Consider the following 14,789-nt stretch of genomic DNA (forward strand, 5'->3'; position numbering starts at 1 on the left):
TCCAATTCCTTCAAAAAGACATTCAATTAAGAGATCAATTTTGAAGGCAATTTGCCATTGTGATGATGATCACCAACAACTGTTCGTGAAGCATCGCACTTATGCGCAGGCGTTTTCCCGTGACAGGGAATTTTGCAACAATATATGGTCAATGGTGACTCGCCCATCACACATTGCGGATCACGACATGAAAGACTGGCATCCTGACCTTAGTCGCTCCTCCAGCCCTCGCTATATGGCTATCGCCGACCTGATCGAAATGGATTTGAGAAGCGGCGTGCTCGCGGTGGGAGACCGTTTGCCGCCGCAAAGAGAGATGGCCAAGCGGCTGAACATCGATTTCACCACGGTAGCTCGCGGTTATGTCGAGGCGCAGAAGCGCGGCCTGGTGGATTCGCACGTCGGCAGGGGCACCTTCGTCACAGGCGGGCAAGATCGCGAAAGGCATGGTTTCGTGTCCGATGCCATGCCCGATCTACGTCGAACTTCGTTGGTGGACTTGTCGATGAACCTTCCACCAGAGCCTGACGATGCGGATTTGATTGCCCGCATGCGCGAAGGCCTGTCAGCCGTGGCAAGTAATCTGGTTCCGCTGCTGCGATACCAGGGCTTCGGCGGATCAGGCATGGATAAGGATGCCGCTGCCGCCTGGCTCAGCCGTCGCGGCCTGGTGCCTTCGCAGGAGCGTATCTTCGTAACGCCAGGTGCGCATCCGGCGCTGCTGGCGATCTTCGGTCTTCTGGCAAAGCCTGGCGAGACAGTCCTGTCGGAAATCATCACCTATCCGGGTATGCGCTCGATCGCTGCCCAGTTGCGCCTGAATCTCTCAGGCTTGCAGATGGATGATGAGGGTATATTGCCCGATGCTTTTGCCGCGGCTTGCGAGCGGCTGCAGCCGAAAGCGCTCTATCTCAATCCGACGCTGCAGAACCCTTTGACGCTGACCATTCCCGAGAAGCGTCGCGGGGAGATCGCCGTCATCGCCCGCAAATATCATGTGCCCATCATTGAGGATGATGCCTACGGCTTCATTCCTTTGCACGGGCCGCCGCCGTTTGGCGCCATCGCGCCAGACTTGACATGGCATATTGGAGGTCTTGCAAAATGCATCGGCGCCGGCCTTCGCCTTGCCTATGTGGTTGCTCCGGACACAAAGGCGATCTGGCCCTTCGTCAGCGCCATGCGTACAAACAATGTCATGGCCTCGCCGATGACCGTTGCGCTCGCCACGCGCTGGATCGAGGATGGCACGGCGGATTCGATCCTGCGCTTCATCCGCGCCGAGGCCGCTGCCCGCCAGCAGATGGTGGCCGATATTCTGCCCGAGGGCAGCTACAAGGCCGATCCGATCAGCTTCAACATCTGGATGCCGCTAACCAACGGCTGGACCCGGTCGACCTTCAGCAGTCACATGCGTTCCTCCGGAATCGGCGTCGTGGCGAGCGACGCCTTTACTGTCGATGGTGCGGTCAGCGAGGCCGTGCGCATCTGCCTTGGCGGGCCGATCGGCCGCGACCGACTGAAAGGCGCGCTCGACTTCATGGCGCATGCGCTCGAAGGCCCACCGGAAATGTCCGCCTCATTCTTCTAGGCATCGTAGAATGGCATGTCTCTAACGGTTTTTTATGCGATGCCATATGAGCTGCGCACATCAGAAACTCGGCGTGCGGGCGTTCTAAAGGAGAGGAGCGTCTAGAGATTTTCTTTCAGGAGGATCTCAATGCGTAACCGCTCTTGTTCGGCCAATAGCTCACGTGCGTCGGCACGAGCGCGCATGATGCGAACCGCGCTGCGCACGGCATGACCCGGATCCAGCGCGATGACCGCATTGATGCTGCCGTCGCGCAATCCTTCTTCAGTAAAAGGGGTGCGCTCGTGGACCACGACCGATAGATTGCGCAGATCGCTTGTCGCCGCAGCTGCCAAGAGGGGAATGCGCGCCTCTGAGCTCAGTATGTAGGCGGCAACAACATCTTTGTTGCTCTCAAGTACGCGGCCGATAATCTGGCTTGCTCGCTTCTCGTCAGCGTGTGTCTCGATCGATGGAAGGCAGGTGAGGTTCGCAAACTGCTCATTGATTATGGTATCGAAGCCATGACGCCGCTGAATACTGTCCAGTGATTGCATGGTCTCTGCGACGATCATCACCTTCCCCCGTGTCTGACGGACAAACGTACCGATCAATCGTCCTGCCGTTGCGCCTGCCGCGAAGTTGTCAACGCCCACGAAATCCGCAGCGGGAAGCTTTTCCTGACCGGACAGAAATTGGACGACCTTGATGTCCCTTTCCAAAAGTCGTATCAAGGCATCGCGTACCTGGGGCGATTCCGGCGCCATCACGGCTATGCCGTCGACGGTGTCCTCGCTGATGCCGGTGAGATATTTCGCAACACCGTGGGCGTCTTCGGTGGAGATCTGAACGCAGTCTATATCGGTCAGGTCGCTTTTGAGTGCCGCTCCTAGATTCTCCACCCGACGCAACAGCTCGCCAAGATAGAGATCTCCCGACTTTGGCAGGATGAACCGAAACTTATAGCTCTTGTTGCGTGCGAGGCTGACGGCGGCAGGGTTTCGGATAAAGCCAATGCGTTCAATGGCTTCTTGAACGCTGCGGGCCGCTTTCTTGCTCACATTGGGGCGATTGTTCAAAACCCGGTCGACTGTGGCAAGGCTTACGCCGGCGGCTTCCGCAAGGTCCTTTGCTGTTGGCCGCATGATAGCTCCACTTGAATTACAGACAGCAAACATTTCCCTCAAAAACGAGAGAAAGGCAAGAATTGATGTGCGGACCTCAAAAACCGCTTGCATTGAGGTGCGCACCTCAGTTATTTCTTTATTGTCCGGCCATCGGGTCGGATCGAAGGAAGATAGGCCGGGTCTGGAGTGCGTTTCGCAACATTCCGGCCGTCACGCTTTCACTTATCTTCTCGATGGAGGTCGAGAGGTTCAACGGGAGGATTGAAGCCATGAGGTCTCTTTTGCTGAGCCCGGCAGTTGCTGCAGGGATATATGTTGCCGTATCCGCGGCCGCGGCGTCGCACGCTCAAGCCGCCGATCTGACTCTATGCTGGGCGGCGTGGGATCCCGCCAATGCTTTGGTGGAGCTGAGCAAAGATTTTGAGAAGAAGAGCGGCAATAAGATGCACTATGAATTTGTGCCTTGGCCGAATTTCGCAGACCGTATGCTCAATGAACTGAATTCCAGCGGCAAGCTTTGCGACCTGATGATCGGCGACAGCCAGTGGATCGGCGGCGCGGCGGAAAACGGTCAATACGTCAAGCTCAACGATTTCTTCGATAAGGAAGGAATCAAGATGGACGATTTCATCCCCGCGACCGTGGTCGGATACGCCGAGTGGCCAAAGAATACACCGAATTACTGGGCGCTGCCGGCATTCGCCGATGTCGTTGGGTGGACCTATCGCGCGGACTGGTTCTCCCGCCCAGAGCTTCAGGCGGAGTTCAAGAAGAAGTACGGCCGCGACCTTGCCGTTCCGAAGACCTGGGACGAGCTGACGGACATCGCTGCCTTCTTCCAGGGGCGCGAAATCGACGGCAAGAAAGTCTATGGCGCGGCAATCTACACCGAGCGTGGCTCTGAAGGCATCACCATGGGGGCAATGAATGCCCTTTATAGCTACGGCTTCCAATATCAGAATCCGAACAAACCCTATGATCTGGAAGGCTTCGTAAACTCGGCGGAAGCAGTCGCGGGCCTTGAGAAGTACAAGAAACTCTATGAGTGCTGCACGCCTCCCGGTCATTCCGATGCCTATATGACCGAAGACGTCGATGCCTATAAGTCAGGGCAGGTCGCCTTGCAGATGAACTTCACCTTCACCTGGCCGGGCATCAATGCCGATGCCAATGTCGGTGGCAAAAAGACCGGCTATTTCCCAAACCCCGCCGGCCCGAAGGGTACACAGTTCGCCCAGCTCGGAGGGCAGGGCATCTCCGTGGTTGCCAACTCCGATAAAAAGACCGAGGCCCTCGATTACATCAAATGGTTCGCGCAACCTGAGATCCAGCGAAAGTGGTGGGCGCTTGGCGGCTATTCGGCACTGAAGGCTGTCGTGGACGATCCGGGCTTTGCGTCAAGCCAGCCCTATGCAAAGCCGTTCCTCGATTCGATGGCAATCGTCGAAGATTTCTGGGCCGAGCCTTCCTACGCCTCCCTCCTGCAGGCATCGCAGAAGCGGTTTCATGACTATGTGGTCGCAAACCAAGGTACCGCAAAGGACGCGCTCGACGGGCTCGTCAAGGACTGGAAGGGTGTCTTCCAGGACGACGGAAAATATTGACGCCGGCATAGGGGTATTCCCCGATAGTGGCGTCACGCAGGGTCAGCCGTGCCGACTGGGCTGGCTCTGCCCACCACCAATTTCATGCCAAGGAGACGGACATGCTCCACTCACCGATCGATCGGATTGCCGGTGCGACGCCGCCCGCGATCGCAGCGCGCGTCAAAGGTCTTTCTGATCGCGCCATAGCCTGGCTTTTCGTCGCGCCCTCGATCGTGTTGCTGCTTGCCATCAACATCTTTCCATTGATTTGGACGATCCGCCTCAGCTTCACGAACTTCCGCGTGAACCGACCCAACGAGCCGATACGGTTTGTCGGCCTGAGAAATTACATCAATATCCTGACGGATGGCGACGTATGGCGGAGCATGCAGGCAACCGCCCATTTCTTGATCTGGACCATCATCCTGCAGGTTCTGATCGGCTTCTTGCTTGCCTATCTGATCAACAAGAAGTTTCGCGGCAACGATCTGTGGACGACGATCATCGTGCTTCCGATGATGCTTAGTCCGGCGGTTGTCGGCAACTTCTGGACCTTCCTGTACCAGCCGCAAATCGGCCTCTTCAACTATGTGGTCGCTTTCCTGACCGGGAACGATCCCTCCAGCTTCTCGATGATTGCGAGCACCACGTTGGCACCATGGGCCATCGTCATCGTGGATACCTGGATGTGGACGCCCTTCGTGATGCTGATCTGCCTGGCGGGATTGCGTTCCATTCCCAGCAGCATTTACGAAGCTGCCGAATGCGACCGTGCCAGTAAATGGCGTCAGTTCTGGACCATTACCATCCCGATGGTACTGCCGTTCCTGATGCTGGCGGTCCTCTTCCGTGGCATCGAGAACTTCAAGATGTTCGATCTCGTCGTACAGTTGACCGGCGGCGGGCCGGGATCGATCACAGAGCTGACATCCATCAACTTGAAGCGCGCCGCTTTCGAACAATGGCGAACCGGTTACGCATCCGCCTACGCCGTCATTCTTTTCGTCACCGTATTCGGCTTGGCATCGATCTACGTCAAAGCTCTAAATAGGGTCAAACAACGATGAGCAGCTATTCCGTAACCGAGCCATCCGCGCGTCAGAAATGGTTTGCCGGTATTCTGGTCGTCCTCTATTCCGTCATAACCCTCCTCCCGCTGCTGTGGATCATCGCGACCGGCTTCAAATCACCAGCCGATGCGATTTCCTATCCGCCCAAACTGGTCTTCCAGCCGACGATGGAGGGATATGTCAATCTTTTTACCACCCGGACTCGCGTGCCTGAGGATCAACTCAGAGCGCTTGGTAAACCTACGACGTGGTACGACAAGCTGGTCCGCAAGGACGGGCTGATCATCACCGGTGCCTCGCGCTTTGCTCAGCGCTTCTATAATTCCGTCATCATCGGGTTCGGTTCCACGGTCCTGTGCATCGTGCTTGGCACGACGGCGGCGTATGCCTTTTCCCGCTTCAAGGTTCCGCTGAAGGATGATCTGCTCTTCTTCATTCTTTCGACCCGCATGATGCCGCCGATCGCCGTCGCAATTCCGATCTTCCTGATGTTCCGATCGCTTGGCCTCAGCGACACGCATGCGGGCATGATCCTGCTCTACACCGCCGTCAACCTGTCGTTGTCGGTATGGCTTCTCAAGGGCTTTATCGACGAGATCCCGATTGAGTACGAGGAGGCCGCGCTGATCGACGGCTATACGCGGTTCCAGGCCTTCTACAAGGTCGTGCTGCCGCAGGCCGTTACCGGCATCGCGTCAACGGCAATCTTCTGTCTGATCTTCGCCTGGAATGAATATGCGTTTGCCGTATTGCTTACATCAGGCAATGCCCAGACGGCGCCGCCCTTCATCCCGACCATCATCGGCGTCAGCGGCCAGGACTGGCCAGCGGTTGCCGCCGGCGCAACGATCTTCCTGGTTCCCGTCATGGTCTTCACGATCCTGCTTCGCAAACATCTGCTGCGCGGCATCACCTTCGGAGCGGTACGCAAATGACGACGTTTCTCAATCGCTTGGTACGCCTGCGCCGCGATGCGTGGGAAATTCTCGCTTCGGTCCTGATCGCGCTCGGCGTCGTCATGCTGATGCAGCCGCTGTGGCTGTCGCTTTACTCCTATTCCTTCCTAGTGACGCTGGCAGGAACAGTCATGTTCATCATCGTCAGCCATTTCCCGGAGTGAATCATGGCGCAGATCAGAATTCACAATGTGCGCAAGGACTTTGGAGCTTTCAACGCGGTGAAGTCTTCCACCTTCACCGTGGAAGATGGGGAGTTCTTTATGCTGCTCGGGCCTTCCGGCTGCGGGAAGACGACCACCCTGCGGATGATGGCCGGCCTCGAGCTCCCAACCAGCGGTGAAATCTATATCGGTGGCGAAGAGGTTGGGATGAAGAGGGCAAGCGAGCGCGATATCGCATTCGTTTTCCAGATGTTTGCTCTTTATCCGCATATGAATGTCCGAAGAAATATTTCCTATCCGTTGGTCAGCCAGGGCATGAGAAAGGCTGAGGTCGCAAAACGGGTCGCAGAAGTAGCCAAGATCCTGCGGATCGAAAATATCCTCGACAAGCCGATCGGCGGGCTTTCCGGCGGCGACCGGCAGCGTGTGGCGGTAGGTCGCGCCATTGTCCGCAACCCGAAAGCCTTCTTCATGGATGAGCCGCTAGGCGCCCTTGACGCCGAATTCCGCGAACACATGGCGCAAGAGCTGCGGGCACTGCACGACCGCATGGGCGCCACCACCGTCTATGTCACCCATGATCAGTTGGAAGCCATGCAGATGGGCGACAAGATCGTGGTGATGAACCACGGGGTCGTCGAGCAGTTCGGCAAGCCGCAGGAGATCTATGACTGGCCGGCGACGAAATTCGTGGCCAAGTTCATCGGCTCGCCGCCCATGAATTTCCTGGAGTTCGATGGTTCGGTCGGAACCGGCGGAACTCATGTCAGCCTTGCCGGACACATGGTGAGGGTGCCAATGTCTCGCGAAGAACATGCCGGCAAGCTGGCGCTGGGCGTCAGGCCCGAACACATACGCTTCAACGACGATTCCGCTTATAGAGGGCGGGTCATAGCCGTGGAATATCTGGGTACGACGCAGATCGTCACGATCGACACGCCGCATGGCGAGATCAAGGTTCGTACACCATCCCACCAGGTCGCACATGTCGAAGAACTGATCGGACTGGACTTCGATTCCAGGAACCTGACGGTCTTCAACTCTGCGACCGGGGCCGCGCTTGTTTCCGAAGCCAACGAGGGAGTGTTGCGCCGTGGCTGAGGTCATCTTGAAGAATATTACGAAATCTTTCGCCGGTCACCGGGCACTCGATGAGCTGTCCATGATCGTTCCCGACGGTTCGTTCGTCGTTCTTCTGGGGCCGACGGGTGCGGGCAAGACGACGACTTTGCGGATGGTGTCAGGGCTCGATAACCCTGATGTCGGCGAGATCATGATCGGTGGACGATCCATGCGCGGGCTGACACCGGCGCAGCGCAACGTCGCGATGGTGTTTCAGCAATATTCGCTCTACCCGCACCTTTCGGTACGTCAGAACCTTGAATTTCCGCTGAAGTCGCCCTTGCTGAAGACGCCGCAACGCATAATTGACGAGAAGGTGAACACGGTCGCCGAAATTCTCCAGATCTCCCATAAGCTCGATAATAAGGCGACGGCTCTTTCCGGCGGTGAAATGCAACGCGTGTCCATCGGGCGCGCATTGGTCAGAAATCCGCAGATCTATCTCATGGATGAACCGCTGAGCTCGCTTGACGCCAAGCTGCGCGCCGATCTGCGTATCGAGCTCAAGAGCATTCAAGCCAAATCCGGTGCAACCTTGCTTTACGTGACCCACGATCAGGTCGAGGCGATGACGATGGCAACACATGTCGGCGTCCTTCACGAGGGCAGGCTCGCCCAGTTCGGTTCTCCGCGCGAAATTTATGAACAGCCGGTGAGCGTCTACGCCGCCACTCGCCTCGGACAGCCGCGCATCAACGTGCTGCCTGCCGAGCTTTTCCCCGGTGCCCCGGCAAACGCCAAATCGATAGGCCTGCGTCCCGAGCATATCGCTCAAGGCGATGGCCAGGAGGCGACTGTTACCCGTGTCGAGCATCTGGGCGATCAGACGCGCCTGCATCTTTCGTTCAAGAAACACAATTTGATCACCGTCACCGAGGCTCATACGGCCCTCAGAAGTGGCGAGATCGTTAAGATCCAGCCGAACAAGCCGCTCTATTTCGACGCGGCCGGCATGCGCTTGGTTTAAGGGAGGCGAGAATGTCACAGTTCCTCAACAGTAGGGAAAAGGCGGTCACCGAAGCAATCGAGGGCCTTCTCGTTGCATCGGGGGGCGCCCTGAGCCGCCTCGATGGTTTTCCGCATATCCGTGTCGTCGTGCGTTCGGATTGGGATAAGAGCAAGGTCGCGATCGTCTCTGGAGGCGGATCGGGCCATGAGCCGGCTCACGCGGGCTTCGTCGGCAAGGGGATGCTCACCGCAGCCGTCTGCGGAGATATTTTTGCGTCTCCCAGCGTCGATGCAATCCTCGCCGGTATCCTGTCCGTCACAGGGCCGGCCGGCTGCCTCCTGATCGTCAAGAACTATACGGGCGATCGCCTCAACTTCGGTTTGGCGGCGGAACGGGCTCGCGCCTTTGGCTTGAATGTCAGCATGGTCATTGTGGATGATGACATCGCGTTACCGCATCTCCCGCAATCTCGCGGGGTGGCGGGCACGGTCTTTGTCCACAAGATCGCGGGAGCCTTGTCGGAGAACGATGCTGATCTGGAGACTATCACTGAAGCCGCGCGCCATGTCATTGCGGGTACGCGGTCGATCGGAATGTCGCTCGACACATGCACCGTGCCTGGTTCGCCGAAGGAACATAGGATTCCGGAAGGCCGCGCCGAACTCGGGCTCGGCATCCACGGCGAGGCCGGTGTCGAGCTGGTAGAGTATACCGGCGTCCGAGCTGCGGTTGCCGCCATGGTTGAGCGTCTTGCGGCAACCATGGATGATAGGCCCCATGTCGTGCTAGTGAATAATCTGGGCGGTGCATCGATGCTGGAAATGTCGGTCATTGTCCACGAAATTGCCCGATCGGCTATTTCAGGAAAGATCTCGCATGTAATCGGACCTGCTGCGATGATGACGTCGCTTGACATGCACGGCTTCTCTATCTCGGTCTTTCCTGCCGACAAGAAAGAACTGACGCTGTTGGCCAAGCCGGTCGCGCTACCGGCTTGGCCAGGCTTGGCAGCGATCAAACCGGCCGCGGCGCTTGCACTCCCGGATGGGCTGACGCCGATTGCTCCTCTCGCATCGAAGCACGAGCCTACCCGCCAGTTTTTGACGGATTGCTGCAATCTTCTCATTCTCTCAGAGATGGATCTGAACGCGCTTGACGCGAAGTCGGGAGACGGTGATACGGGGTCGACCTTGGCCGGCGCGGCACGCGCGCTTGTCGACGCGCTCGACCGCCTTCCTCTTTCAGACTATACGCAACTCTTCCGGGCTATGGGGCAGGAACTCAGTCAGACTATGGGCGGATCGTCGGGGGTGCTTCTAGCGATCTTCTTTGCCGCTGCCGGCGATGGAGCGTCGAGTGGGCTCGCCATTCGCGAGGCGCTGCAGGCCGGGCTTTACCGCATGCAGGAGATCGGCGGTGCTCGTCTGGGAGACCGAACCATGGTCGATGCTCTCTTGCCGGCCCTGGATGCGCTCAACGGCGGTTTGGCAGCAGCGGCGCATGCAGCTCGCGCCGGCGCAGACATGACCGCCACGCTCGTCCATGCCAAGGCCGGACGCGCCGCCTACATCAATGCCAAGCAACTTGAGGGCCACATCGATCCCGGCGCGGAAGCGGTCGCTCGGTTGTTTGAATATCTGGCAGGTCGCAGCGATCTATCTGAACAGCACGCACTGGACAAGCGACCGGCCAGCGCATCGCCGGCTGGCTATCGACAATGACGCGCCTACCATGGGTGAGTTTGACGCGGGACTTCTCGATGGAAAAGTTGATTATGAACTTGCCGGCTTGATCGAAAGTGCCGCGACGTTGCCGGAAGGATGCAAGCGGGCGCGCGGTCGTCTTGGATAGAAGTCGCCACGATCCTATGCGGGATGCGCCGGGGCGCTGGTGGATATGCTTCTCCCCACGGCGGCGATCAATCAGATCCACACAGTGTCTGCGGCCAAGCGGCGAGCGAAGACGCCCCGGACTTCCGCGTCATCCAACGCAAGACCGGTTTCGAAATCGGCGTAGCCTGGAACCGAGCCATCATGGGCTACGGCATAGCCCTCACTTGCCGCGCCGCGCGTTGTCGATACGATAGGCAAGCTGCGCTCGTGTCAGGCCAAGCATGCGAGCGGCCGCCGAAAGGTTCCCTTTTGCCTGCACCATCGCGATCTCATACAAGGAGTGCTCGAGAGCGTTGAGCGAAAATCCGTCGGATCCCAATAGCTGGTTCGGATCGATTGCGCTTTTTCCGGATCCGGTGGCGCTATTGCGTGGATTGGGAGCAAGACGCGCCAATGCGATTTCGATCTGAGCGGCGGAAATCGTCGCGCCCGTGATCAGCGAATTGAGCACGGCGATAAGGACACCACGCATCTGGCGCAGATTGCCCGGCCAAAGTTGCGTCTCGATCAGCTTTTGGGCGCCTGCCTCAAAGCTTGGAGGCTCTAGCCCCATGCGAACTGCAAGTTCCTGTAACATGGCGTGGGCGAGTGCCAGCCGATCACCTTCCCGCTCGGCCAACGGTGGCATACGAACGTGCAGCGGCGATAAGACCGAGTGAAGCTCGGTTGAAAAGGCCGGCATCTCCGATTCCTGGCAGTCATCCGCTATCGCAAGAATGCGCGGGCCTCCTTCCGCCATGCCCTCCTCGACGGCCCGGGCAAAATGCGGTTGAATGTCGGCGGGTATGGTTTCGACAGCGTCGATCACGATCGTCTCGCGCTGAGGCGCGCGGCGGGTTGCCTTAACCGGTCGTGCGAGCTCGGCGCAAAGCGCAAGATCGACTTGCATCCCAACTACCCGCCGTAGATTGGTGGCAGTGGCAGCAGATCCGCGATGCAGATAGCGCGCGGCAATGCCGCGTCCAGTCCCCGGCGCACCGGTTATCAGCACGGGCAGGGTTGTGGCCGCGAGGCGATCGAGTCGGTCGCGCACCGGCATAAGTATCAGGCGGTCGAGGCTGGAGAGGGAGGTGCTGGCAGCGCGCGCGGCGCTGCTGCGCGAAGCAGGGACGGTGCTGATGTCGTCGGCAACATCGATACGCTCGCGGAAAAGCATCACCTCTGGATCGTTGAGGCCCCAGCCATCGGCTGGCTTTCCGACTACCCGGCAATGGCTGTGGCCCTGCGCCGCGCATTCGATCTCCTTGTACACGATCAGCGTATCAAAGAACTCGCTGGCATAACCTGAAGCGTAGCCAAGCTGCGTCCAGCAAACGGGTTCAGATGCCAGTCGCTTCTTACTGAATTCGGCGGCTTCGACGCTGTCGCGCCAAAGGAATTCGGCAGAAAATCGCTTTTTGCGAAAGTCGTAGGTGTTGAAGACGGTCTCGACACGCACCACGCCGCTGAATGTATGCAGCCGCGTTCCGGCGGTGAAGGCATCGCCTATGTCCAGATTTGGCCAGCCGGCGCGCACGAAGCGTGCATCCGACCGGCCGGACATGAAGCCCAGGCGCAAAAGGAAGACGCGCGCCTCCTTCTCGCCGAGCAAGCGCATGAGTTCCCGCCTCAGATCGGAAAGGGCGGACGCGCGCTGCATAACGATGCGCGCGCCATTCAGCTGGATCGTTCCGTCATTCGGATTGAAGACCAGGCCGGAGAGAAGCTGCCGGACGGTCGGATTGCCGCCTCGATCCAGCATTCTTGAAGATTCGACCAATCCCTGCATCAATACCTCTTCTGCGTAGCGAGCGGTTCGGCGATCCTTTTTAGGATGGCCGCTTTATGATTTGATGAAGTCACTTCATCTTTTCAGCAAGTGGTCGCCTTGACAAGTCCGCGTAGGAAGGTGAGTTCTTTTAAAGAATATCGTTCTGTTTCAAGTTATTGGAGTTTACCCGGAGAACTTCTCCGCATTCGTTGTCAGTGTTATTTGACAGGCCGCTCAGATTTCTCGTCCTAATGAACCAATTCTGCTGCGTCGGGGAGGGCAAGGCGGAATGGAGGAGTTCGAGCCAAGGCTCGGGCATGCCGCCCCTGGCGGCACGGGAGGAAAAATGACGAGCTTGCAGGATATGTTCGACGTTCGCGGTAAGTCGGTCATTGTGACCGGCGGTGCGAGCGGCATAGGACGGGCCTATGCGGAGGTAATGGCGGACAATGGAGCGCGTGTCTGCATTTTCGATATGGATGCGGACAATCTCGACCGTGTGGTGGCGGAAATCGCCCGAGATGGAGCTGAAGTCTGCGGTCTGGAGATCGATGTCTCGGATCGGGCGACCATGGCGGCTGCTTTCGATGCCGTGGCCGAGCGTCATGGACGGATCGACGTCGTCTTTGCAAATGCCGGAATCGATGCCGGGCCTGGCTTTCTGTCTACAACAGGCGAGCGGCTCGAGGACGGAGCCATCGATGCTCTCGACGATCATCACTGGGATCGAGTGATCGAGGTCAATCTCTCCTCGGTCTATACAACCGTCAAGCATGCGGCCCGCCATATGAAGGCGACGGGAGGCGGTCGTATCATCGTCACCTCGTCCATCGCTGCTCAGATCAATGAGGCAATCGTCGGTACGCCCTATATGCCAGCCAAGGCAGGCGTCGACCATTTCGTACGCCAGATGGCGATGGAATTGGGGCAGTTCGGTATTCTCGTCAACTGTATCTCGCCTGGTCCCTTCATGACCAACATTGCCGGCGGCAGGCTGCGAATACCGGCGGACCGCAAGGCGTTCGAACTGCAGTCGCTGATCGGGCGGATCGGCGATCCCGAGGATATCAAGGGGCTTGCTCTCTATCTAGCGTCGCCCTGCTCGTCCTACGTCACAGGCAGCCAGATTGTCATCGACGGAGGTTCGATGCACCGCATCAAATAAATGAACTTTGCCGGATGCGGGAGGAGGAAATCGCAGCCGGCGAGTGAGATTCAGAGGGAGGATAAAATAATGGAATCGAAAAGCAGTTTGTCGATGCCTTCACGCCGCACGGTGCTGAAGGGAATAGGCGCTGGCCTTGCTGCCTCGGCGCTCGGTGCGCCGACGATTGCCCGCGCGCAATCGGCCGGCACCATCAAGGTCGGCTTCATCACGCCAGCGACCGGGCCTCTCGCCCTTTTCGGTGAGACCGACGGCTGGGCGCTGGAAAAGATCAAGGAGCAACTCAAGGGCGGGCTGGATACGGCGGCCGGCCACTTCAATGTCGAATTCCTGATCCGCGACAGCCAGTCGGACCCCAACAAGTCCGCGGAAGTTGCCGGCGATCTCATTCTCAATGAGGGCGTTCACCTGCTGCTGCCGGCCTCGACGACCGATACGGTAAGTCCTGCTGCCGATCAGGCTGAACTCAATGAATGCCCGTGCATCTCGACGGGCGCGCCCTGGCAGGCGATCATCTTTCCGCGCGGTGGCAAGGACAAGCCGTTCAAGTGGACCTATCACTTCTTCTGGGGCCTGGACGAAGCGCTGAACACCTATGTCGGCCTCTGGAACACGCTGGAAAGCAACCGCAAGGTCGGCATGCTGTTTCCGCAGAACGCGGATGGTGAAACATGGGGCAACATGGATTACGGCCTGCCTGCCCCTACCAAGAAAGCCGGCTTCGAAATCGTCGTTCCCGGCTTCTTCCAGCCGCGCACCAACGATTTTTCGGCGCAAATATCGGCTTTCAAGCAAGCGAACTGCGATATCATCGGCGGTATCGCCTATCCGGCCGATTTGAAGACCTTCGTCAACCAGTGCGCCCAGCAGGGCTATAAGCCGAAGGCGATTACGGTCGCCGCCGCGTTGCTCTTCGCCTCGGGCGTGGAAGCCATGGGCTCGCTCGGTGAGGGCATGTCTTCGGAAGTCTGGTGGACACCGGCCTTTCCATTCAAGTCGACGCTGACCGGTCAGGTGAGCCGGGATCTCGCAGACCAGTGGGAAGCGGAAAAGAAGAAGCAGTGGACGCAGCCACTCGGCTACAGCCACGCTATCCTCGAAGTGGCGATCGACGTTCTCAAGCGTTCCAAGAACCCGCTCGACCGCGCCGCCAACCTCGAGGCGGTTGTTGCCACCAACATGCAGACACTGATCGGCCCGGTCAATTTTGCCAAGGGACCGCACCAAAATGTGGCGACCTCACCGATTTTCGGCGGGCAATGGGTCAAGGGCGACAAGTGGCCCTACGACCTGAAGATCGTCGACAATACCGTTAACAAGCTCTTCCAGCCGGAACGCAAGATCGTGCCGCTGCCCTGGCGGACTGCCTAAGCAAGGCGTGAAGCCGAGACAAAGCGAGATGCCGCTCCTGCTCGATGCGATCGGGCCGGGGCGGATT

12 protein-coding genes and 1 pseudogene are annotated in these 14,789 nt (G+C 58.5%); 11 read left to right on the forward strand and 2 right to left on the reverse strand.

Annotation, left to right across the window (positions count from 1 at the left end; all coding sequences use genetic code 11):
* Window positions 1–187: 187 nt before the first annotated feature.
* Window positions 188–1,591: a PLP-dependent aminotransferase family protein gene (locus FHX05_RS20810; RefSeq protein WP_183874183.1), complete on the forward strand. Its 1,404-nt coding sequence runs from the start codon at window positions 188–190 to the stop codon at window positions 1,589–1,591.
* A 101-nt stretch (window positions 1,592–1,692) separates the two neighbouring features.
* Here the strand turns inward: FHX05_RS20810 and FHX05_RS20815 are convergent, their stop codons facing one another.
* On the reverse strand, window positions 1,693–2,715 hold the full coding sequence (locus FHX05_RS20815) for a LacI family DNA-binding transcriptional regulator (protein WP_112609044.1): 1,023 nt from the start codon (window positions 2,713–2,715) through the stop codon (window positions 1,693–1,695).
* A gap of 251 nt (window positions 2,716–2,966) precedes the next feature.
* Here FHX05_RS20815 and FHX05_RS20820 point away from each other — a divergent pair, with 251 nt between their 5' ends.
* The 8 genes and pseudogenes from FHX05_RS20820 to FHX05_RS20855 all read left to right on the forward strand — a co-directional run.
* Window positions 2,967–4,301, forward strand: a complete 1,335-nt coding sequence (locus FHX05_RS20820) for an extracellular solute-binding protein (RefSeq protein ID WP_112609046.1) — start codon at window positions 2,967–2,969, stop codon at window positions 4,299–4,301.
* A 101-nt stretch (window positions 4,302–4,402) separates the two neighbouring features.
* Window positions 4,403–5,350 (forward strand): sugar ABC transporter permease, encoded by a 948-nt coding sequence (locus tag FHX05_RS20825; RefSeq protein ID WP_112337710.1) that lies wholly within the window; start codon window positions 4,403–4,405, stop codon window positions 5,348–5,350.
* On the forward strand, window positions 5,347–6,288 hold the full coding sequence (locus tag FHX05_RS20830; protein ID WP_183874185.1) for a carbohydrate ABC transporter permease: 942 nt from the start codon (window positions 5,347–5,349) through the stop codon (window positions 6,286–6,288). The genes FHX05_RS20825 and FHX05_RS20830 overlap by 4 nt, the downstream gene beginning before the upstream one ends.
* Window positions 6,285–6,473: a hypothetical protein gene (locus FHX05_RS20835; RefSeq protein ID WP_112609050.1), complete on the forward strand. Its 189-nt coding sequence runs from the start codon at window positions 6,285–6,287 to the stop codon at window positions 6,471–6,473. Before FHX05_RS20830 ends, FHX05_RS20835 begins: the two co-directional genes overlap by 4 nt.
* A gap of 3 nt (window positions 6,474–6,476) precedes the next feature.
* Window positions 6,477–7,574 (forward strand): ABC transporter ATP-binding protein, encoded by a 1,098-nt coding sequence (locus tag FHX05_RS20840; RefSeq protein ID WP_183874187.1) that lies wholly within the window; start codon window positions 6,477–6,479, stop codon window positions 7,572–7,574.
* Window positions 7,567–8,562: an ABC transporter ATP-binding protein gene (locus FHX05_RS20845; RefSeq protein ID WP_112337707.1), complete on the forward strand. Its 996-nt coding sequence runs from the start codon at window positions 7,567–7,569 to the stop codon at window positions 8,560–8,562. Before FHX05_RS20840 ends, FHX05_RS20845 begins: the two co-directional genes overlap by 8 nt.
* Before the next feature lie 11 nt (window positions 8,563–8,573).
* On the forward strand, window positions 8,574–10,265 hold the full coding sequence (locus FHX05_RS20850; protein WP_183874189.1) for a dihydroxyacetone kinase subunit DhaK: 1,692 nt from the start codon (window positions 8,574–8,576) through the stop codon (window positions 10,263–10,265).
* A 231-nt stretch (window positions 10,266–10,496) separates the two neighbouring features.
* A pseudogene (locus FHX05_RS20855) lies at window positions 10,497–10,571 on the forward strand (DUF736 domain-containing protein); the annotation flags it as partial.
* 25 nt (window positions 10,572–10,596) lie between these two features.
* Here the strand turns inward: FHX05_RS20855 and FHX05_RS20860 are convergent.
* Complete coding sequence (locus tag FHX05_RS20860; protein WP_348648328.1) at window positions 10,597–12,204, reverse strand: XylR N-terminal domain-containing protein; 1,608 nt, start codon at window positions 12,202–12,204, stop codon at window positions 10,597–10,599.
* A gap of 328 nt (window positions 12,205–12,532) precedes the next feature.
* On the opposite strand from FHX05_RS20860, the gene FHX05_RS20865 reads away from it, so the two are divergent.
* Entirely contained in the window at window positions 12,533–13,351 is an 819-nt protein-coding gene (locus FHX05_RS20865) for an SDR family NAD(P)-dependent oxidoreductase (RefSeq protein ID WP_183874193.1), read from the forward strand.
* 69 nt (window positions 13,352–13,420) lie between these two features.
* Window positions 13,421–14,722 (forward strand): ABC transporter substrate-binding protein, encoded by a 1,302-nt coding sequence (locus FHX05_RS20870; RefSeq protein ID WP_246699023.1) that lies wholly within the window; start codon window positions 13,421–13,423, stop codon window positions 14,720–14,722.
* Window positions 14,723–14,789: the final 67 nt, after the last annotated feature.

This window comes from Rhizobium sp. BK491 (assembly GCF_014194925.1).
GTDB lineage: Bacteria > Pseudomonadota > Alphaproteobacteria > Rhizobiales > Rhizobiaceae > Rhizobium.

Excerpts from the sequence above, each read along its gene's own strand:
- FHX05_RS20850 (WP_183874189.1), top strand. The coding sequence starts at position 8,574 with ATGTCACAGTTCCTCAACAGTAGGGAAAAGGCGGTCACCGAAGCAATC.
- FHX05_RS20825 (WP_112337710.1), top strand. The coding sequence starts at position 4,403 with ATGCTCCACTCACCGATCGATCGGATTGCCGGTGCGACGCCGCCCGCG.
- FHX05_RS20820 (WP_112609046.1), top strand. The coding sequence starts at position 2,967 with ATGAGGTCTCTTTTGCTGAGCCCGGCAGTTGCTGCAGGGATATATGTT.
- FHX05_RS20835 (WP_112609050.1), top strand. The coding sequence starts at position 6,285 with ATGACGACGTTTCTCAATCGCTTGGTACGCCTGCGCCGCGATGCGTGG.
- FHX05_RS20830 (WP_183874185.1), top strand. The coding sequence starts at position 5,347 with ATGAGCAGCTATTCCGTAACCGAGCCATCCGCGCGTCAGAAATGGTTT.
- FHX05_RS20840 (WP_183874187.1), top strand. The coding sequence starts at position 6,477 with ATGGCGCAGATCAGAATTCACAATGTGCGCAAGGACTTTGGAGCTTTC.
- FHX05_RS20865 (WP_183874193.1), top strand. The coding sequence starts at position 12,533 with ATGACGAGCTTGCAGGATATGTTCGACGTTCGCGGTAAGTCGGTCATT.
- FHX05_RS20815 (WP_112609044.1), bottom strand. The coding sequence starts at position 2,715 with ATGCGGCCAACAGCAAAGGACCTTGCGGAAGCCGCCGGCGTAAGCCTT.
- FHX05_RS20860 (WP_348648328.1), bottom strand. The coding sequence starts at position 12,204 with ATGCAGGGATTGGTCGAATCTTCAAGAATGCTGGATCGAGGCGGCAAT.
- FHX05_RS20810 (WP_183874183.1), top strand. The coding sequence starts at position 188 with ATGAAAGACTGGCATCCTGACCTTAGTCGCTCCTCCAGCCCTCGCTAT.
- FHX05_RS20870 (WP_246699023.1), top strand. The coding sequence starts at position 13,421 with ATGGAATCGAAAAGCAGTTTGTCGATGCCTTCACGCCGCACGGTGCTG.